At 41.1% G+C, this 20,504-nt stretch carries 20 protein-coding genes, 1 riboswitch and 1 other annotated feature (1 of these 22 only partly in view); of the genes, 8 read left to right on the forward strand and 12 right to left on the reverse strand.

What is annotated here, in order from left to right; all coding sequences use genetic code 11:
- Positions 1–49, reverse strand: a binding site (T-box leader); it reaches 175 nt to the left of the window's first position.
- Positions 50–287: 238 nt separating this feature from the next.
- On the forward strand, positions 288–860 hold the full coding sequence (locus MKY45_RS16835) for a class I SAM-dependent methyltransferase (RefSeq protein WP_341173139.1): 573 nt from the start codon (positions 288–290) through the stop codon (positions 858–860).
- Between the two features lie 8 nt (positions 861–868).
- Here the strand turns inward: MKY45_RS16835 and MKY45_RS16840 are convergent, their stop codons facing one another.
- Positions 869–1,258 carry a hypothetical protein gene (locus tag MKY45_RS16840; protein WP_042530708.1) on the reverse strand — a complete coding sequence of 130 codons (390 nt, stop codon included), beginning with the start codon at positions 1,256–1,258 and terminating at the stop codon, positions 869–871.
- Between the two features lie 503 nt (positions 1,259–1,761).
- Here MKY45_RS16840 and MKY45_RS16845 point away from each other — a divergent pair.
- A complete protein-coding gene (locus MKY45_RS16845; RefSeq protein WP_042530706.1) occupies positions 1,762–2,289 on the forward strand; it encodes a gamma carbonic anhydrase in 528 nt (175 codons plus the stop codon).
- 54 nt (positions 2,290–2,343) lie between these two features.
- Here the strand turns inward: MKY45_RS16845 and metK are convergent, their stop codons facing one another.
- Entirely contained in the window at positions 2,344–3,543 is a 1,200-nt protein-coding gene (gene metK / locus MKY45_RS16850; protein WP_042530704.1) for a methionine adenosyltransferase, read from the reverse strand.
- A gap of 168 nt (positions 3,544–3,711) precedes the next feature.
- Positions 3,712–3,817, reverse strand: a riboswitch (SAM riboswitch).
- Positions 3,818–4,000: 183 nt separating this feature from the next.
- Between metK and pckA the strand changes: the two genes are divergently transcribed.
- The 4 genes from pckA (at position 4,001) to MKY45_RS16870 (ending at position 8,370) form a co-directional block, all read left to right on the forward strand.
- Entirely contained in the window at positions 4,001–5,587 is a 1,587-nt protein-coding gene (gene pckA, locus MKY45_RS16855) for a phosphoenolpyruvate carboxykinase (ATP) (RefSeq protein ID WP_193065451.1), read from the forward strand.
- A 199-nt stretch (positions 5,588–5,786) separates the two neighbouring features.
- Positions 5,787–6,773, forward strand: a complete 987-nt coding sequence (locus MKY45_RS16860; RefSeq protein WP_193065452.1) for an ABC transporter substrate-binding protein — start codon at positions 5,787–5,789, stop codon at positions 6,771–6,773.
- A gap of 12 nt (positions 6,774–6,785) precedes the next feature.
- A complete protein-coding gene (locus MKY45_RS16865; protein WP_042530700.1) occupies positions 6,786–7,592 on the forward strand; it encodes an ABC transporter ATP-binding protein in 807 nt (268 codons plus the stop codon).
- Positions 7,579–8,370 (forward strand): ABC transporter permease, encoded by a 792-nt coding sequence (locus MKY45_RS16870; protein ID WP_139089033.1) that lies wholly within the window; start codon positions 7,579–7,581, stop codon positions 8,368–8,370. Before MKY45_RS16865 ends, MKY45_RS16870 begins: the two co-directional genes overlap by 14 nt.
- Positions 8,371–8,397: 27 nt before the next feature.
- Here the strand turns inward: MKY45_RS16870 and ytkD are convergent, their stop codons facing one another.
- The 9 genes from ytkD to MKY45_RS16915 form a co-directional block, all read right to left on the reverse strand.
- Positions 8,398–8,868: an RNA deprotection pyrophosphohydrolase gene (ytkD, locus tag MKY45_RS16875; protein WP_256704936.1), complete on the reverse strand. Its 471-nt coding sequence runs from the start codon at positions 8,866–8,868 to the stop codon at positions 8,398–8,400.
- Positions 8,869–8,898: 30 nt separating this feature from the next.
- Positions 8,899–9,408, reverse strand: coding sequence for a hypothetical protein (locus MKY45_RS16880; protein ID WP_052484935.1), 510 nt, complete (start codon positions 9,406–9,408; stop codon positions 8,899–8,901).
- 151 nt (positions 9,409–9,559) lie between these two features.
- Positions 9,560–9,880, reverse strand: a complete 321-nt coding sequence (locus tag MKY45_RS16885) for a hydrolase (RefSeq protein WP_226895252.1) — start codon at positions 9,878–9,880, stop codon at positions 9,560–9,562.
- A gap of 101 nt (positions 9,881–9,981) precedes the next feature.
- A complete protein-coding gene (locus MKY45_RS16890) occupies positions 9,982–11,538 on the reverse strand; it encodes a mechanosensitive ion channel (RefSeq protein ID WP_052484934.1) in 1,557 nt (518 codons plus the stop codon).
- 118 nt (positions 11,539–11,656) lie between these two features.
- Positions 11,657–13,093: an o-succinylbenzoate--CoA ligase gene (locus MKY45_RS16895; RefSeq protein ID WP_042530694.1), complete on the reverse strand. Its 1,437-nt coding sequence runs from the start codon at positions 13,091–13,093 to the stop codon at positions 11,657–11,659.
- Between the two features lie 88 nt (positions 13,094–13,181).
- Complete coding sequence (menB, locus tag MKY45_RS16900) at positions 13,182–14,000, reverse strand: 1,4-dihydroxy-2-naphthoyl-CoA synthase (RefSeq protein WP_042530692.1); 819 nt, start codon at positions 13,998–14,000, stop codon at positions 13,182–13,184.
- Between the two features lie 27 nt (positions 14,001–14,027).
- Positions 14,028–14,822 carry a 2-succinyl-6-hydroxy-2,4-cyclohexadiene-1-carboxylate synthase gene (menH, locus tag MKY45_RS16905; protein WP_445667627.1) on the reverse strand — a complete coding sequence of 265 codons (795 nt, stop codon included), beginning with the start codon at positions 14,820–14,822 and terminating at the stop codon, positions 14,028–14,030.
- The gene (menD, locus tag MKY45_RS16910; RefSeq protein ID WP_341173140.1) at positions 14,819–16,564 is read right to left on the reverse strand and encodes a 2-succinyl-5-enolpyruvyl-6-hydroxy-3-cyclohexene-1-carboxylic-acid synthase; all 1,746 of its coding nucleotides are present in this window, start codon (positions 16,562–16,564) and stop codon (positions 14,819–14,821) included. Before menD ends, menH begins: the two co-directional genes overlap by 4 nt.
- A 4-nt stretch (positions 16,565–16,568) precedes the next feature.
- On the reverse strand, positions 16,569–17,969 hold the full coding sequence (locus tag MKY45_RS16915) for an isochorismate synthase (protein ID WP_193065456.1): 1,401 nt from the start codon (positions 17,967–17,969) through the stop codon (positions 16,569–16,571).
- A 291-nt stretch (positions 17,970–18,260) separates the two neighbouring features.
- Between MKY45_RS16915 and MKY45_RS16920 the strand changes: the two genes are divergently transcribed.
- Together MKY45_RS16920 and MKY45_RS16925 are read left to right on the forward strand one after the other, a co-directional pair.
- Entirely contained in the window at positions 18,261–19,196 is a 936-nt protein-coding gene (locus tag MKY45_RS16920) for a 1,4-dihydroxy-2-naphthoate polyprenyltransferase (protein ID WP_042530684.1), read from the forward strand.
- 159 nt (positions 19,197–19,355) lie between these two features.
- Positions 19,356–19,709: a hypothetical protein gene (locus tag MKY45_RS16925; protein WP_042530682.1), complete on the forward strand. Its 354-nt coding sequence runs from the start codon at positions 19,356–19,358 to the stop codon at positions 19,707–19,709.
- Positions 19,710–19,833: 124 nt separating this feature from the next.
- On the opposite strand, the gene MKY45_RS16930 is transcribed toward MKY45_RS16925, so the two are convergent.
- Positions 19,834–20,415 carry an ECF transporter S component gene (locus tag MKY45_RS16930; RefSeq protein WP_042530680.1) on the reverse strand — a complete coding sequence of 194 codons (582 nt, stop codon included), beginning with the start codon at positions 20,413–20,415 and terminating at the stop codon, positions 19,834–19,836.
- Between the last annotated feature and the right edge of the window lie 89 nt (positions 20,416–20,504).

Below are 20,504 nucleotides of genomic sequence, written 5' to 3' on the forward strand. Positions count from 1 at the left end.
TCTCTAAAACTGATAAAACCTATTACTAATCCTTTTTCATCGTCTTTCGTTTTATGATAGATACTGGAATTATAATGAAATAAATATTCCGTGTCAAGTTGACCTGACGTATCTTACTTCTTAGTATACACTTATTTTTATAATTGGAAACCATATCACGAGGAAAAATATAATACAGACTGTTGACTATTCAATTGGAAGCGGAGCAATAAACATTTTACCGTTTTTCTTGTTATAATGAAATACAGCATATTTCCATTGGAAAAAATACAGAAGGAGACAGTAACATGCTATTAAATGTTTTAACCTGCGCACATGCACTTTTAAAAGAAAGCCTGAAAGAAGGAGATACAGCTATCGACGCGACCTGTGGAAACGGATATGATACATTATTTTTAAGCCAGACTGTCGGCCCTTCCGGCAAGGTATATGGATTTGATATCCAGGAGCAGGCCATTCAAAATACGAAAGCGATACTTTACGAAAATGACTGTCATAATGTAACCCTTATTCAGGACAGCCATGAAAAGATACATAGCAATATTAAAGAAGAAATTTTTGGCGGCGCTATTTTTAACCTTGGCTATTTGCCAAAAAGCGATAAATCAATAGTCACAAAAGCGCCCTCCACCATCGCCTCGGTTGAAGCGATATTGAAAAAACTGAAAACAAACGGTCTGATCGTTCTGGTTATTTATTATGGACACCCGGGCGGCGGGGAAGAAAAAGAAGCGGTTCTTTCTTACGCTTCACAATTAAATCAAAAAGAATATCAAGTGCTCAGGTACCAATTTATCAATCAGCAAAATCAAGCACCTTTTTTAATTGCTATCGAAAAAAAGAAACGCTCTGCATCATAGAGCGTTTCTTATGCAATTCCTAAAAATAGTAATCGAAAGAATAAATTTAAGAAGTGCCCGGCTGTCATGATAATAAATATAATAAATGAAATCATGAGCACACGGGAGCGAAGTGTCTTATATTTTTTGGGATAGGGAATCCAAATATAAGCTGATACAACCATGAGCGGGACAGAATATAAATATCCAAATAGATAAACCCAGTCGCGCAATGCAGAAAGGTCACCCAGTTCAGGGTCTTGCAGGCTGTTCAACTGATTCATATATCCGGCTGCAAAAATAATAGTTAGCAAAATAAAATAACCAAATGTTGTCAGACGCAGCCATTTTTGCTCATCGCTTATCAGTATATAGACACCGATAAAAAATAAAATCCCTATTACAATTTGAATCAACATGAAAGTACAACCCCATTTTTAACGATAAATCAGTTCTCTGCGCCACATGCAAAACTTTCTCTCTCTGTAAAAGTCCGCCTGTTTGTATGGATGTCCCATTATCCATAGCGAGATTAAAACAGATTTATACAATTACTTATTCCAGTTATGACTGGAACATCTGTTACTGCTCCCATTGTCAAATCAACAACGTGGAAATTACTTAGAATAGCATTTCTGTTTATCTCTTTATGTTATTACTATCCTTAAGTAACCAGCTTATTTATTCTACCATAAAAAGATGCGTATCTGTAGAGGATAAAAAGAAATAAATCTACATTCAAACTTATTATCCACATCAAACAAATGACTTAGAATATATGCCTACAATTAGGAGATTACGATAGGAATAACAAGTCTTTCTCCTTCATTCAGTACTAAAATCAACTCATTTAGAACTGCCTTTCCAGATAATATTTCCTTTGATATACTTTAATCAATATGACTGAGTTGGAGGAATACAAATGATTGAATCATATAAAGGAATAACCCCGTCTATTGATTCTGCCGCATTCATTGCCAAAAATGCAGTAATCAACGGAGACGTGACGATTGAAGAAGAAGCAAGTATTTGGTTTCATACGGTGATTCGCGGTGATGTAGCACCGACAAAAATAGGTAAGCGTACCAATGTCCAGGATCTCTCTATGCTGCATCAAAGTCCTGATATGCCGTTAATTCTTGAAGATGATGTCACTGTTGGACACCAAGTCACCTTGCATTCAGCAATTATACGCCATCATGCGCTGATTGGCATGGGGTCCATTATTTTAGATGGCGCAGAGATCGGGGAGCATGCTTTTGTCGGCGCAGGAAGTCTGGTGCCGCCGGGCAAAAAAATACCGCCCCGCACATTAGCTATGGGTAGGCCGGCTAAAGTGGTTCGTGAATTAACCGATAAAGACTATCAAGAAATGGACCGCATCCGTAAATCCTATGTGGAAAAAGGACAATATTATTTAAAAGAAACAAACATGGGCGGAAATGAGTAAAACCATCCTATTCCAAAGAAAAACGTCAGGCATCTTCAAACACCTGACGTTTTTTTATTTTGCAGTCAACGCTTTTAATTCTTCGACTTTATCTGTTTTTTCCCATGGGAATGTAATATCTGTACGTCCGAAATGGCCGTAAGCAGCTGTGTTTTTAAAGATTGGCCTTCTTAAATCAAGCATGCGGATAATACCTGCCGGACGCAAATCAAAAAGCTCCCGGACTGCTTCCACTAATCTCTCTTCACTGACTTCCCCTGTACCGAACGTATTGATTGAGATAGAAACGGGCTGTGCAACGCCAATCGCATAAGCCAGCTGAACCTCACAAGAATCAGCAAGACCTGCAGCAACAATATTTTTAGCAACATAACGGGCCGCGTATGCAGCAGAACGATCCACTTTCGTTGCATCTTTACCGCTAAAAGCGCCGCCGCCATGTCTGGCATAGCCTCCATAAGTGTCTACAATAATCTTTCTTCCGGTCAAGCCGACATCGCCTTGCGGACCGCCTAAAACAAAGCGCCCGGTCGGGTTAATATAGTACTTTGTTTTTTCATCCAGTAATTCACCGGGTACAACAGCTTCGACAACATGTTTAATAATATCCGCTTCGATTTGTTCATTCGTAATATCCGGATGATGCTGCGCGGAAATGACAACCGTATCTACACGCAGCGGCTGGTTATCTTCACCGTATTCAACGGTTACCTGTGTTTTCCCGTCTGGACGCAGATAGCCGATAATCTCTTCCTTCCGGACATCTGCTAATCTTTTGGATAAACGGTGTGCTAAAGAAATTGGTAAAGGCATCAGCTCTTCAGTTTCATTACATGCATAACCAAACATTAATCCCTGGTCACCGGCACCAATTGCCTCGATTTCTTCTTCGCTTTCTTGTCCTTGTCTTGCTTCCAGCGCAACATCCACACCGCCGGCAATATCAGGAGACTGCTCATCAATAGCAGTCAATACAGCACATGTTTCTGAATCAAAACCATATTTTGCCCGTGTATAGCCAATTCCTTGTACTGTTTCACGTACAATTGCAGGAATATCTACATATGTACTTGTAGAAATCTCTCCGGCAACTAAAACAATTCCAGTTGTAACCGTAGTTTCACAAGCTACTCTGGCATTCGGATCCTTCGAGAGAATCTCATCCAGAATAGCGTCTGAAATTTGGTCAGACATCTTATCCGGATGCCCTTCAGTAACTGACTCAGAAGTAAATAAACGACGATTTGCAGCCATAAGGCTAACTCCCCTTCTCCAATAATGTTACGGAACTCTATTTCAATATAAATTTATCATTCCACCCAATGTGGTTTCATTTTTTAGAGGATATTTAAAAAGTCTCCTAAAAACAAAAAAACCTCTCCTTCAAAATATATGAGGAAAGGAAAACTTATTGGCCTTTCGCTCTTATTGTTCAAGGAATGATCCTTGCATCAGGTTAGCACCTTTCACTTCAAGTGAGGTTGCTGGGCTTCATCGGGACTGTCCCTCCACCATCTCCAAATAAGAGTATCCGTTCAATATTTAGATTAACGAAACAAGCCTCTCCTGTCAACCTTATTATCATTTGTGACAGAAAAAATAATTTTTCATAAATTAGTATGGACTATTATATTTAATGTGTTATACTAATAAACATATTTCAAGATAAAATCAATTCTAAACCATTAATTAAGGAGTGAATAATTGCTTTATGAAAATATTGCGGAGAAGTATACTGGAGGAGCTCACTTTAACTAATATTTACAGCAACTATTCTGTTGGCCAGCTTATTGAAAAAATTATTCATCGTGATGAAGCAAAATTAACATCTACTGGCGCGGTCCGTGCCACCACTGGAAAATACACGGGACGTTCTCCAAAAGATAAATTTATTGTAAAAGATGCTTTGTCAGCGGATAAGGTAGACTGGGGAAATGTTAATCAGCCTATTGAAGAGGAAGTCTTTAATCAGCTGCTGGGCAAAGTGATTGCCTATCTAGATAACCAAGAGGAAATTTTTCACCTGCAAGCTTATGCGGGTGCGGATGAAAAATACAAACTGCCTATTCAGGTAATCAATGAATACGCTTGGCATAATTTATTCGCAAGACAATTATTTATTCCTGTTGAAAAAGACATGGAGCAATTACATGAAGCTGATTTTACAGTAATCTCCGCTCCCGGTTTTAAAGCAGACCCGGAAGTTGACGGTACAAACTCCGAGGCTTTTGTTCTCATTTCCTTTGAACAGCGCATTGTGCTTATCGGCGGAACAGAATATGCTGGAGAGATAAAAAAATCTATCTTCTCTGTAGCTAATTTCCTGCTCCCTGAGCAAAATGTTCTGTCCATGCATTGCTCCTCTAACGTTGGAGATGAAGGCGATGTTGCTTTATTTTTCGGGTTATCCGGAACTGGAAAGACCACACTTTCAGCTGACATTGACAGAAGATTAATCGGTGATGATGAGCATGGCTGGAGTGACGAGGGTGTCTTTAATATTGAAGGCGGCTGCTATGCAAAATGCATTAATTTATCCGCAGAAAAAGAACCGCAAATCTTTGATGCGATCCGCTACGGATCTGTTCTGGAAAATGTCGCCTTGGATGAAGATACACGCGTCCCGGATTATGATGATACTTCGTTAACAGAAAATACACGGGCAGCTTATCCATTAGAAAATATTGATAACAGCTTAGAGCCAAGTGTGGCTGGACATCCAAATACAATTATTTTCCTGACCGCAGATGCTTCCGGTACTTTGCCGCCAATCAGTAAATTGACAAAAGAGCAGGCAATGTATCATTTCTTAAGCGGATACACGAGCAAACTGGCTGGTACAGAACGTGGTGTAACTAAGCCTGTAGCTACATTCTCAGCATGCTTCGGATCTCCGTTTTTACCATTAAATCCATCTGTCTATGCAGAAATGCTCGGAGAAAAAATTGATAAATTTGATGCAAATGTATTTCTGATTAATACTGGCTGGACCGGCGGCATGTTCGGTGTGGGAACGAGAATGAAATTATCCTACACGCGTGCGATGGTGCATTCCGCTTTAATCGGCGAGTTAAATGACGCGGAAACAACAACAGATGAAATTTTCGGATTGGCTATTCCAAAATCCATTCCAGGTGTTCCTGATGAAGTGCTTGTTCCTAAAAATGCTTGGGCGGATAAGGAAAGTTATGAATTGGAAGCTAAAAAATTAGCTGGAAAATTTCATATGAATTTCGAGAAATTCACGGAAGTCAGCGAAACAATTCAACAGGCTGGTCCGCTGTATCGTCCAGTATAATCAAACAGCTTCTCCAAAATAGCATATTCACGCGTTAAAAGGGTAAACTCCAATTTGGATTTACCCTTTTTTCTTGCTGCTCTTTCCTTTTCACCTCACAAAATCTCCAAATTCTAGGCGTTCACACAATCATCCCGCGAAACATATATTTATAGAAGATATTCAAGAACAGTTTTTTGAGAAAGGAAGGAAGAAGAAAATGAGAAAGCTTGCTTGTTTCATTCTATTGATTTGTTCTCTGCTTCTCATTAGTGCCTGTAATCAAAATAAAATGACCCAGATAGACCTTGCAGAAGTCACACGATCTATTTTTTATGCACCGCAATATGTTGCTTTAGAAAAAGGCTTTTTCGAAGAAGAAGGACTGGAGGTTGATTTGCAAACAACATGGGGCGGCGATACGACAATGACAGCACTGTTATCTGACAGCGCAGATATTGCGCTGGTCGGCTCAGAAACATCTATCTATGTCTATGCTCAGGATTCCAGGGATTACGCCGTGAACTTTGCCCAGCTGACTCAGACAGACGGCACATTTTTAGTAGCCAAGGATGCAGATGAAGAATTTAATTGGGAGGATTTACGCGACAGCCATTTTCTCGGCCAGCGTGTCGGCGGAATGCCCCAGATGGTTGGAGAGTATGTTTTGAAGCAGCATGATATCAACCCTCAAGAAGATTTAAATTTAGTTCAGAATATTGATTTTGCAAATATTCCAGGCGCTTTTGCCAGCGGCGATTATGAGTATGTGCAGTTATTTGAACCAACCGCAAGTATTTTTGAAGCGAATGGCCAGGGTGAGATTGTCGCCTCTTTCGGAGAAGAATCCGGGCAAGTGCCGTACACTGTCTTCATGGCAAAGCAAAGCTTTTTAGATGAAGAAGAGGAAACGGTCGAAGCATTTACCAGAGCAATCTATAAAGCACAGCAATGGGTGCAGGAAACAGATTCGTTAGAAATTGCCGAAGTGGTAGAGCCATATTTTGAAGATACCGATGTAGAAATGCTCGCGAATGCCATCGACCGTTATAAACAGCAGGGATCCTTTGCGACATCTCCACTGCTGAAAGAGGATGCCTGGGAAAACCTAAAAGATATTATGGATGAAGCTGGAGAACTCCCTGGAGACGCTCCCTATGAAGATCTCGTCAACACAGAGTATGCAGAGCGGATTATCGGGGAATAAAGGAGGCCAACAATGTCTTATCTTACATTAGACCGGGTATCTCATTACTACTTCTCCAAAAAACAATATACAGAAGCGCTGCACAATATCTCTTTCTCTGTGAAAAAGAATGAATTCATTTCATTGCTCGGACCAAGCGGCTGTGGTAAATCTACGCTGCTCTCTCTTATCTCTGGAATGCTGCAACCTGCTGAAGGCAATATTTTAGTGAACGGTAAGAAAATAGAGGGAAGCGATTTAGAAATCGGCTACATGCTCCAGCAGGATTATCTGTTTCCCTGGAAAAATATTATTGATAATGTGCTCATTGGACCCAGAATCAGAAAACGGCAGCCAGAGGATTTAAAGCAAAGAGCAATTGCCCTTTTGGAAGAAGTCGGTCTAGAAAATGTCGCAGATAAATACCCTAATGAATTATCAGGAGGGATGCGGCAGCGGGCGGCATTAATCAGAACACTTATCACAGAGCCGGAAATTCTCTTACTGGATGAACCCTTTTCTGCTCTGGATTTTCAGACAAAGCTAAAACTGGAAGTATTGGTAGCTGATTTATTAAAAGCTTATCAAAAAACAGCGATTCTGGTAACACATGATATTGGGGAAGCTATTTCAATGAGCGACCGGATTATTCTGATGTCTTCGCATCCCGGTGCAATTGAAAAAGTATATGACGTGCCTGTTGAATTACGAAATGAATCACCGTTTATGGCAAGAAAGCATCCAAAATACAGCCGGCTTTTCGATAAAATCTGGGCGGACTTAGACCAGCAAAAAGATACAGTAAAGCCTCTAGAGGAGGATGCTTATGAACGGCCCTAAGTTATTTGCACTCTATCAGCAAAAATTAAAAAAAGAGGCTAAGATTGTACTGACCTGGCAGCTGTCTATTTTAATTTTATTTTTTGCTCTCTGGGAGACAGCCAGCAGGTTTTACTGGATAGATCCGCTGCTCTTCAGCTCGCCCAGCCGGGTATTCAGCTCGATATGGAGCCGGCTCTTAGAGGGATCCTTACTCAGTCATATTCAGATTACGCTGCTTGAAACCATCCTCGGCTTTTTGATCGGCACAATTGCCGGAATTATCATTGCTTCTATGCTCTGGAGCTTTCATCGTTTTGCGAAAGTCATGGATCCTTATCTGGTAGTTTTTAACGCGATGCCAAAAGTGGCTCTCGGCCCGATACTCATCGTAGCACTTGGTCCCGGCTATTTATCCATCATTGCGATGGGATTTATTATTTCTGTTATTGTTACCACCCTTGTTGTATTTGCGGCTTTCAACGAGGTAGACCAAAATTATTTAAAAGTGTTGCGGAGCTTTGAAGCAACAAAATGGCAATGCTTTAAAGAAGCGGTTTTTCCTGCCTCCTTACCAGCTATTATCTCCACCTTAAAGGTGAATGTCGGGCTATCCTGGGTAGGAGTTATTGTCGGGGAATATTTAGTTTCCAAACAGGGGTTAGGATATTTAATTATTTACGGCTTTCAGGTATTTGATTTTACGCTTGTTATGTCCAGCCTTGTCATCATCGCTATCCTTGCGGCGATTATGTACAAAACCGTAGAAAAAATAGAGCAGATGCTGATCCGAAAATAGCAGCCAGCGCTCAGCTGACTGCTATTTTTATACATACGATTTTTTTATCCGGAGCAAACAGGATTCCAGTACAGCATCCTTCATAATAAAACTAAAATCCGTTTTCCTTTTTACATTCGCCGGGATATTCTTTAGGAATACCGGACCTTTCGTTTCATAATAAGTAGATTGCGGAATCAATTCATCAATTTCCGCATAGTAGACATTCTTAATGACTGTTTCATAACGCCCGTCCACTTTATACTGTCCAATGTAATGGAGCTTGTTTACCGTTGCCCCTGTTTCCTCCATAACTTCCCGGACAGCTGCCTGCTCTGCTGTCTCTCCAGGTTCGACCTTCCCTCCAGGAAATTCAATTCCTCTTTCCTTGTGATCCGTTAACAGCCATCTATCTTTATATCTGCAAATCACCCATACATGCTTAGGGCTTTTTGAAAATGGATGATCTAAAAAAGATAATTGTACCGTATTATTGTAAAAATCCTTAAAAACGTTCACTACTTCCACTACTTTCCCACAGGGCTGTTATCACTTATAGCTTATATCTTGAATTTTCCAGCCGTTTTGAAATGCCATCTCCACCACAAGAGTGTAACTCCCTACCATGTCATTTTCATTTTCCTGTACTACTTGTACAGAATGATTTGATATATTTATCATATCATATTCATTTTCTTCTTGAAACCATGGCTCCGTTTGTGTCGGGATAACATAAACGCCTTCCGCTTCAGCCCGGAAGTAATAGTCAACAAAGGCTGCGGCTAATTCTGGTGTAACATATGCTTCAAAAGCTTCTGTAAGCTCCTGTTCTGTTGCATAATGCTTCAGCTTATACGAATCATCCGCATCCTGCTTCAATGTATCTTCTAACCCATTCATAACGCGAATAACTTCATCCTGATCCGGCTGCATTTCTTCTGCTTCTGCAGATGCATCAATCTGATTGTTTCCTTCGCCAGCAGACTCTCCAGGTACAGTGATAGATAAAATAACGGCTGTCATCATTGTAAAACAAAGAATTAAAGCGAGCTTTCTCATCTACAAGCACTCCCTCTTCTTATCTATGTTTCCTGTCTAAACAAAACCTGTTTTTACTGATGAAAAATTCTTTATTTCTGATTTTCCATACACTATACTGTACCTTTTTATTATATCATCTAAACATTTTCATACCAAAGTACTTTTTTACCTACTCTTCATCCAATATTCCCATAGTCCGAATATGGTTCTTCGTATTTTCATCCCCCAGATCATATAACGCTTGATACACTCCTGCCATCGTTTCATCATAGACATCATTGGCAGTGTCCAAATGGTAGGGCACAAAAGGGATATGTGAACGTTTATAGCTGTCAAAACTCGCTTCATGCAGTCCTTCAAATTTTCTGCGCAGCATTAATATCTCTTCTGCCGTCGCATAAATCACAAAATCATCATTTCCCTGATACGGAATCCGGGAAATCTCACCTTGTCCAATACTGATAAAATATTTTTGTTTATCCAATATCATCACCTCACGATTATATTCTCCGCAAAAAACGAAAATAATCTCTTAAATATGAAAAAAAGCGCATATACCTTTGAAGGTATACACGCCTTTTCAAACTGTTATTACAGATTATCATTATTGTCCGTATTATCCGTACGATTCTGCTGCTCCTGATTAATGGAAGTATTATCAATTGTTCTATCAAATTTCTGCAGATATTTTGCTGCAAAATCTTTTCCTCCCAAACCAAAGGCAAGTCCAAAGGCCAATGCTAATGCGGCCAGCAGCAAGATAAATGCACTATTTACAATAGTTGATGCAATACCTAATTGGGATACAGCCATAAATGCTGCCAGAATCAAAATACTATACTTGGCAAACCCTGCAAGTACACCAGTTGCCGGTCCATTTAACAGATGCAGTAATACTTTTTGCACCATTGAACCGAGTAATAAAGCAATGCCCAAAATAAGCACTGCTGCCAGAACATTTGGCAGATAAGCAGTAATTGCGGTTGCAATTCCTACCAGGAAATCCAACTGAATAATATACAATGCCTGCACCGTTAAGAAGAAAATAATTAAAATCTGTACAACATAGCCGCCAATATAAGATGGTGTCCATTTCGCCTGGTCCACTGCTTTATTATTGCTGACCGTGGAGACAAAACGATTAAATCCTAATTTAGCAAGATAACTGCTGACAAATTCGCCAATCAGTTTACCTAACCAGATGCCAACCAGAATTAAACCAATTGCAATCAAGATATTCGGAATCATCTGCACAACACTGTGCAGCATGCCAATCGCCGGCTCCGTAATCCCTGCTAATTCCAATTGTTCTAAAGCAGAGATGGTAATTGGAATCAGAATAAGAATGAAAACAATGTTTCCGACAAATTTTGCAAAAGATGTCCCTTCAAATAAATTGGACAGCTTTAATTTTTGAATCCATTTCTCTGTACCTGCTGCGTCTAATAAATTCGTTACGACACTGCGGACAATCTTGCCGACAAACCAGCCTACTGCAAAAATAAGTATGGCTGCAGCAAGTTTAGGGATAAAGTTTAAAACAGACGCCAACAGACCGCTAAACGGTTCGGCAACCCCCTGAATATTTAAAGCCTGCAGTACACCAGGAATAAATAGGAGTAAAATAAGATAGAACGCAAATTTCCCGATAGTTTCCGTTGTTTTTCGGATTCCATCCTCAGAATCAGCAACTCCTATTTTGGAAAACAGGCGCTGAATGCGCAGTTTCTTGCTTCCTTCAACAATCATCCATTGGACAACGGTTGCAATGACCCAAGCCAATAGTAAAATTAATGCTGCCTTCACTACTGCCGGTATGAAATTTAAGAATGTTGAGATCAAATCCGATAATGGATTAGCAATCATCGACAGATTAAGAATATTGAAGAACAAAATAAATGCAACAATCAGCAGTATGTAATAAACTGCTTTTGCAATAACCTTTTCTGACTTCACCGGTTCCCCTTTTAACCGGAACCGATTAAATAGCTTATCATCCCAGTTCGTTTTCTTTAACGCTTTTTCTATTACGTTGCTTATCAGTTTAGCAAGCAGCCATACGATAAGAAGAACAATAAGCGCTATAACCACATTTTGGAGTCCAGTCCAAAAGTTTGCTGTAAAATAATCGTTCATAAAGTTTTCCATTGATTTTTGCCCCTTTCTAAACAGTATAGTTAGCGCTACCCGTCATTAAAAAGAGCCAAACCTATTTTATGAAACTGTAAAGAAACAGCAAAAAATTTGTTACAAACTTGCTATGCGCCTATCGATAATTCTTTAATGCCTGACGAACCAGCTTATTTGCAGCATTTCTCGGTAATTGATCCATATAATGAATTTCCTTCGGATGTTTATAACGTGCTAATTTATCCTTTAAGAAAGAAAGAATCTCCTCTTTTGTAATCATTTTGTCCGTAACAACAAAAGCAACCGGAATTTCTCCCCATTCCTTGTCCGTCAAGCCGGTTACCCCCGCTTCCCGAATTCCTTCTATCTGCAGCAATATATTTTCAATTTCTGACGGATAAATATTTTCCCCGCCGGAAATAATTAGATCACTGCGGCGATCAACCACATATAAGAAGCCTTCTTCATCTAAATACCCCACATCGCCTGTTGCCAGCCAGCCATTTAAGAAAGATTTTTCATTCGCTTCTGGTCTATTATAATAACCAGGTGTCACCATTGGCCCCTTAACAAGTATCTCCCCAACTTCATTCGCCTGCTGTCCGCGTATTTTTAATTGCGCCGGAAACAGCGGTTTTCCTGCTGACCCCACTTTTCGAAGTGCGTCTCTCGGACTTAATGTCACAATTTGAGAAGCTGTTTCCGTCATACCATAGGACTGGAATACAGGAATTTGTTTTGCTTTCGTTTGCTGCAGCAGCGATTCTGGGGCTGGCCCTCCTCCGAGAAGCATACAGCGGAAACTCTCCGGATAACTTGATTCCCCCAGATAACTTACCAGGCGCTGCAGCATGACAGTGACAACAGAGGCAATCGTTACTTCCTTATTCATAATCGCATCGTGGACATCTTCCACATCAAATTTTTCCAATAAGTAAATTGGCATGCCGTAAATAATTCCTTTTAACATCGTGGACAATCCGCTCACATGGAATAGCGGGAGTGGAATCAGCCATTTATCGTCATTGTGCTTTCCAAAATTCAAGCTGGAGCTTGTTGCACTCCACCAGTGATTTTCATACGTATGCTGGACAGCCTTCGGAAAACCGGATGTCCCGGACGTATACATCATTGTGAATACATCAGACAGCTCTATCTCTTCCAAAAGCTGCATATGAGGAGAGGCTTTTAACTGATTCAGTTTTTCAAACGTCAGCTGTTTTATTTCTGTCAAAGCCTCCTCCTCTGCTTCTGCAACCAGCAGCGTAACTTCCGCATCTTCCATTTGCTGTTTTCGTTCGAAAGCAGTTAAGCGCATATTTAATAAAACAGCCACTGCACCTAAATAACTGCAAGCATGAATGGTCTCTATCATTTCGATGCTGTTGCCTGAAAGCACCGCCACATGATCACCTTTTGTTACATCAGCGGCAGCAAGCTTTCTTGCTTTTTCCCGGCTGTTTTCAGCCAGCTGGCTAAACGTCACGGTAGTGCCATCTTTCCATTCTACGGCTGTTTCATCGGGGGATAAATCGGCTTGTTTATCAAGCCAATGGGGAATAACTGTACTCATTTTACTTCCTCCGTCGTTATTAAAATATATTCCTTCCTTTGCGAAAAGAAACCTTTGCGTAATCTGCAAAGGTTTCTTCCATACTGACTTAAGGGAATCTAGGGAACTGTTTGAAGTTCGGCTTTCTTTTTTCTTTAAACGCGTCTCTGCCTTCTTTTGCTTCATCTGTTGTGTAGTAAAGAAGGGTTGCATCCCCGCCAAGCTGCTGCAGTCCTGCTAAGCCATCCGTATCAGCATTAAAGGATGCTTTCAGGAAGCGTAATGCCATTGGCGATTTTTCTAAGATTTCTTCACACCATTGTAAGGTTTCTTCTTCTAATTTTTCCAAAGGTACCACAGTGTTTACCAATCCCATTTCATATGCTTCTTCCGCATTATATTGACGGCACAGGTACCAGATTTCACGTGCACGCTTGTGTCCTACTAAGCGGGCTAAATAGCCTGCACCATAGCCTGCATCGAAGCTGCCCACTTTTGGTCCGGTTTGTCCAAAGATTGCATTATCTGCAGCAATCGTTAAGTCACAAACTACATGAAGCACGTGTCCGCCTCCGATTGCATATCCAGAAACCATTGCAACTACCGGCTTCGGAATGGTACGGATCAAGCGCTGCAGATCAAGTACATTTAAACGCGGAACTTCATCGCCGCCAACATAGCCGCCATGACCGCGGACAGACTGGTCTCCGCCGGAACAAAATGCTTTATCTCCTTCTCCAGCTAACACAATCACGCCGATGGAGGAATCGTCTCTTGCATCTGTAAAAGCCTCAATCATTTCTTTTACGGTATTTGGTGTAAAGGCATTACGTTTTTCAGGACGATTAATCGTTACTTTTGCAATCCCGTTGTATTTTTCATAAATTATTTCTTCAAAGTTCTTCACTTTTTGCCATTCTACTGTCATGTTAATGACTCCTTTCAAGCGCAAGGCTTATGACGTAATATGATTTTCATTTAAGAACACATTTACCATTTTACCAAAGTTTCGCGATTTTTCCACATGAACAGCATGACCGGCTTTCGGACGAAGCATGAATGCTGCCTGTGGAATTGCTTTTTGCATCATTTGATTTATGGCGACAAATTTCTCGTCCTCTTCGCCGGCAATCAATAAAGTCGGTTTCGCAAGCTCTGATAATTGCCCCCACCAGGAGGGCTGAGTACCTGTTCCCATCGCCTGCAGAGACATCGCCAAGCCTTCCTCCTTTTGAGAAAGACGTTCATTACGGATATTCCTCTGCACATGATCCGGCAGCTGTTTTTGAGTGGCGAATAAAGGAAGCTCCTGCCATGTATCTACAAATGCTTCGATGCCATTTTCTAAAATACGCTGTGCCAGCTGCTCGTCCTTTTCTTTCCTTTCACGACGGGCAGCTTCCTCTTTTAATCCTGGAGAGGCACTCTCTAATATAAGAGAAGCAATATACTCCGGATAATACATTGCAAAGCTGACTGCGGTTCTTCCTCCCATAGAATAGCCGACGACATGCGCTTTTTTTATTCCTAATTTATCTAAAAGCTCCGCAAGCAGGGTACAGCAATCTTTCATCGAAGAAATGGTACTGTCTGCCTCTCCATGCCCCGGCAAATCCACTAAAATACATTGATAGCCGGATAAATACGAGCAAGTCTCGCGCCAGGTCTCGCGTGTTCCGGTAAATCCATGTAAAAACAGCACAGGTTCTCCTTCACCGATGATTTCGTATGGTAAACCCGCTGAACTCATTGCCATCCCTCTTTTATCTCTGCCATAACACGATTCCATTTCTCCCGGTGCCAGACAGCATTTTCATCACGATCTGTTTTCACTTCAATGATGGATAAGCCGGATTGCTGATAACTTTGCTCCAGCTGTTCCTTTAAAGCACGCTCTGTTGAAACAACCTGATAAGCTGCACCATATAACGCTCCGGCTTTTTCAAAAGGCAAGTCAACCGGCGTGCCAAAAAGTGCTTCAAAATGCTTCTTATCATTAGCCTGTGGAAGAAAAGAAAAAATTCCTCCACCGTTATTATTTACTAATACAATAGTGATTGGGAGCTGGTATTGTTTTGCCGCCAGCAGCCCATTCATATCATGGAAAAAGGAGAGGTCTCCAATCAGCAGGGTAACCCGCTGGCCAGCTGCTGCTGCACCAACAGCACTTGAAATCACACCATCAATCCCATTTGCTCCCCGATTGCAAAGGATGGAAACAGCCTTCGAAGACACCATAAAAAAGCTATCCACATCACGGACAGCCATACTGTTTCCGACATATAATGTTGTCTGGTCAGGAATAACCGCTGCTATTCCGCGGGCGGCTTCTCCCTCTGTTACCTGCGTTTCTTCTCCAGATAATAAATGATTCTTAGCAATTTGATTATAATGCAGCCATTCATCCAGCCATGCTGCAGTTGGAAGCTTATCCGGCGCTTTTTCAATCAGCTGGCTGCATAGTTGTCTTGGGTCAGCATAGATATAAGCTGTATCATTGCCGGTCGGGTCACGGAAGCCTTCATTCTCTTCTACAACAAACTGCGGAATATGGCTATGCTCTTTGACATAAAACAAATATGCTTTCGATACCGGCATCGCTCCGAAGCGGATAATATAATCCGGCTGCAGCCGCTCACGGATTTCCGAATCTCGTAAGAACGCATCGTACCCTTCGATGACATGAGTTTTGTCATGTTCCCCTGTCCGCAGCTGTGATAAAGGATCAGCCAGAACAGGCAGATTCCAAACTTGAGCCAGTTCGCATACACGCTCTGCGAAATTTACATTCATCTCTGGTCCGCACACGAGGAGCCCTTTTCGAGAAGAACCAAAAAGAGCCGTAAGTTCCTGTATTTGTTCTTCGCCTAAATACTTCATGCCTTCCATTCTATTTATGCGGGCAGTAGATTTCTCTTTTTCAGCACCCCAAATATCAGGAAGGGTGAAATCTGGCGTGAGCGGTTCTCTAAAGGGAAAGTTTACTTGAACAGGCCCTTTATTCCCCTGCTCTGTAAAGGCAAAAGCCTGCGCTGCTTTTTGACGCGCATAACGCAGCATTGGCGGCGTTCCTTCCGGGGTCGCCATCTCATGAAACCATTTGACATAATCTCCATACATTTTTATTTGCTCAATGGCTTGCGGAGCCCCGACCTGACGTAATTCATGCGGACGGTCCGCTGTCAAAACGAGCAGGGGCACTCTGCTGTAAAAAGCCTCTACCACAGCCGGATAATAATTTGCAGCAGCCGTTCCTGATGTACATACCAGTGCTACCGGCCGATTTGATTTTTTCGCTAATCCCAATGCAAAAAAGGCTGCTGACCTTTCATCGATAACAATCCATTCTTTGATAGATGGATGCTCTCTAAACACCAGCGCCAGCGGAGTGGACCTGGAGCCGGGAGAAATAACAACATCCGTCATCCCATTCCTCGCCAGCTCGTCAATAAAGTTTGCAGTATAACGTGTTAAGCTTTCTGTATAATTCATTTCTCTAATCCACTCCTAAAACAGATAACATCGGCATCAATTTAATATTAGTCTCTTCATATTCACTTTCCGGAATCGAATCCTCGACAATTCCGCACCCTGCAAACAGGGAAGCTTCGTCCTTTTGGATAAGTGCGGAACGTAAGGCGACAGCAAATTCTCCATGATTATTACTGTCCATCCAGCCGATAGGTGCTCCGTACCAGCCCCGGTCCAATAATTCATTTTCCCGGATAAACGCTAACGCTTCCTGTCTCGGCGTTCCGCCAAGAGCAGGCGTCGGATGCAGACCGCTGATAATGGAAAAAATACGATGGTTTTTTTTCAGTTTTGCACGCACCGGCGTATATAAATGTTGAAGTGTTTTATATTGATGCACAGCCGGTTCAGACGGAACATTAACATCTGTACAGTAAGCCTCCATCGTATTGCGGATCATCTGCACGACATAATCATGCTCCTCGCGGTTTTTTGGGTCTCTAAACAGATTATCAGCGATTTGCTCGTCCTCTTCCATTGTCTCTCCGCGTGGTGCTGTACCGGCTAAACAGGTAGAAAGTACTTCGTCATCTTTCACTTTAACGAGACGCTCCGGCGTTGCTCCAAGGAAACAATCCTCTCCCATTTCATAGCCAAACACATAGGTATTTGGCTGCGTATCTACAAGACGCTTGAGAATGTCGGGAATGTTTGCTGATTGATTAAAATGCAGCCGTACCTCTCTTGCCAGCACAATTTTATCAACTGCCGTATTTTTCATCACATCTGTAGCCTTTTTAATTGTTTCCTTCCATTGTTCCGGATCAATCTCTGTTTTACGTTGAATGTGCAATACATATCCATCCCTCTTATTCTCTGCATTATTCAGCAGGGTCTGACGATGGTCTTGTAATTGCTCCAATACACCGGCATACGTTTCGTCTGTGCAGATGAAGCGATTTAGGGTAAGGTAATAATTCCCTTCTGCATGAGTTAGAATATAATTTGGAATAGAAAAATGACTGCAGGGAAAGTTTTCCCACAGCTTTGTCTGGGGCTTTAACGGGTCAAAAGAAAAACCTCCAAGTGCGACAACCCCAGTACCTGAAACATGATAGGGGTTATAAATAACAGCATCACTTAATAAAGCATGCCATTCCTGCTCCACTTGTTCATAGCGAGATGGAGAATCTTTAGCAGATAATTCAAAAGCATGCCCCGCCCCCGCCATTTGAAAATCTTCATTTGCACTGGACCAAAATGTACGAGGAAGCTTTAAATCAGCCGCTTTTTCTAAAAATCTATATAAATTAACTGGATTTATTTTTTCCGTATAACTAAACAGTTTGTTTTTTTGATCTGTATGAACGGACTGTATAGCAGCTTCCAATTCAGCAGTAAACTGTTTTTCTTTTACTTCGATCATGTTGATAAACCTCCGTAATAGGTACGTGTTCAAGAATCACAAAAGAGATAACCTCTTTTTTATTATACTTCTTGAACATCCTTTCATAAGTTGGACAGGTATTTTTTATCCTCTCCTATTTTATGCCCTTTTCGTTACTTTCTCAAGAAAAGCCTACTAATTCGTTTAAATCTGCTATGCTTTTCTCATTTTCCATCCATAACTGTCTGTTCCTCCCGCAAAATAGGTTTGACACGTCTCTGTCCCTTATCTAAAATAAATACGATATTGTTTTTTAGGAGGAAGCAGGTAATGACGACGAAAGATTCGGCTGATATAAAAGAATTACTGAATGAACGGGAAGGATTTCATAAATGGTGGCGGTTAATCCGGCCGCATACACTGACAGCATCCTTTGTCCCTGTTTTTGTCGGGACAATGATTGCTTTTAATGAAGGTACCATTGATTGGCTGCTGTTTTTTGCGATGATGGTTGCCTCTTTACTGATTCAGGCAGCTACCAATATGTTTAATGAATACTACGATTTTGTACGCGGATTAGATAACGATCAATCGGTCGGAATCAGCGGTTCAATTGTCCGGGACGGGATGCACCCAAAGCGGATTCGTAACATTGCTTTACTTTTTTATGCTATATCCGTTGGAATTGGTGTATACATATGTATCGCATCGAGCTGGTGGATTGCAATTATTGGTTTATTTTGCATGGCAATCGGTTATTTATATACTGGAGGTCCTATTCCGATTTCCTACACACCTTTTGGAGAATTATTCTCTGGTGTGCTGATGGGATCCGTTATTATTGGGATCACCTATTATATTCAAACGGCTTCCGTGACGACGGAAATGATCTGGATCTCCCTTCCAATTACTATATTTATCGGCTGTATTAACTTTGCCAACAATATTCGGGATCGTGATGGAGATGAGAGAGGCGGAAGAAAAACCATTGCCGTTCTTCTTGGCAGACCAAAATCAATCAAGCTGCTTGCTTTGCTGTTTATTGTTTCATTTTCAATCACTATTATTCTTATACTGACAGGCGCTCTGCCCTTATGGTCTTTCCTTACTTTACTGAGTATTCCACCGGCAGCCAGTGTCATCATCCAATTTAAGGGGAAGACAAAAGCAATTGAAATGATGCCGGCAATGGCAAAAACAGCGAAAACAAATACAATTTACGGGATGCTGTTAGGTCTCTCTTTGTTAATTTCCGGATTGTTCTAAAACGAAACTTCACGCAGTAGGGGTTTTTACGGACAGTTCTCTGTGAGAAAAGTGCTTGTTCAAAAAGTCCGATAGAAATTTGATATGTCATGTTGATTGGGCTTTTTGAACATCGTTTATAAGCATTTGTGGATAAATCATTTAGAAAGGATGGTAATCATGCAAGCGGAACATTTAACTAAAGAAGATATCACTTATTTTAAAAAAAGGCTTTTAGACATGAAAGAGGAAGCGGAAGCCCATATAGAAACAGATAATAATCAAGATGATGAACTTGCTTCCGTCAATAATCATCCGGCAGATTTAGGAACAGAGCAGTTTGAACAGCAGCGGGAGGCCGGGTTCAATCTAATGCGAAAAGAAGAGATTACAGAAATTGACGATGCGTTACAAAGAATAGAAGATGGCACATACGGAATCAGTGAAAAATCCGGAAAACCCATCCCTAAAGAAAGACTTGAGGTATTGCCTACTGCAAGCATTCTTGTGGAAGAAGCTTCCGACACAGAATAATTATCTGGGACTAAAAACAGAATAAAAAAAAGCAGAGACTTATTTTATCCAAGTCTCTGCTTTTTTTTGCATGTAACCTTCAGCGGAAAGTTTCTTTACAGCTCCCGGCTGAAGGAATTTCACTTTATATAAATCTGGTCCGCTGCTGCTGAATCCAGCTTTGCATTCTATTAAATAACGGGATAAACAAAATCGCGATAATAATTCCTTTAATAAAATTGAACGGAAGCACCCCGCCGATAACGGTAACCCACTTCACTTGCTCAGACATTTCCCAGCCCATAAACCAGCCGTACGCCGGTAAAATGAAGTAATAGTTGAGTACGCTCATGCCAACCGCCATGATAACGGTACCCGCTGCAAGCCCTGTAATAAGACCTTTTAAGCCTTTGACCCGATGATAAATGAGTGATACTGGCAATACAATCATAACCCCTGCCACAAAATTAGATAACACGCCAATCGGCTCTCCAGAACCAGATACAGCCAGATATAACAAGTTTTTAAATCCTACGACAAGCACTCCGGCCAACGGTGAGAATATCAACGATGCGATTAACGCTGGAACATCACTGAAATCGACCTTTAAATATGGTGTTGGTAAAAATGGCAACGGAAAATTGATAAAAAATAACACGAGTGAAATAGTACTTAATAATGCGATAATAATTAACTTTAACAGCTGATTTTTCTTCTTTTTTTGCATCAGTCTGCCTCCTCCATCATTTTTCCGATTCCAACTCGTGATGAAGGTTCGATGCTATTCTTTATTCTGTGTATAACCCAGAAAAGCGG

This window comes from Oceanobacillus sp. FSL K6-0251 (genome assembly GCF_038004725.1).
Classification (GTDB): Bacteria; Bacillota; Bacilli; order Bacillales; family Amphibacillaceae; genus Oceanobacillus; species Oceanobacillus oncorhynchi.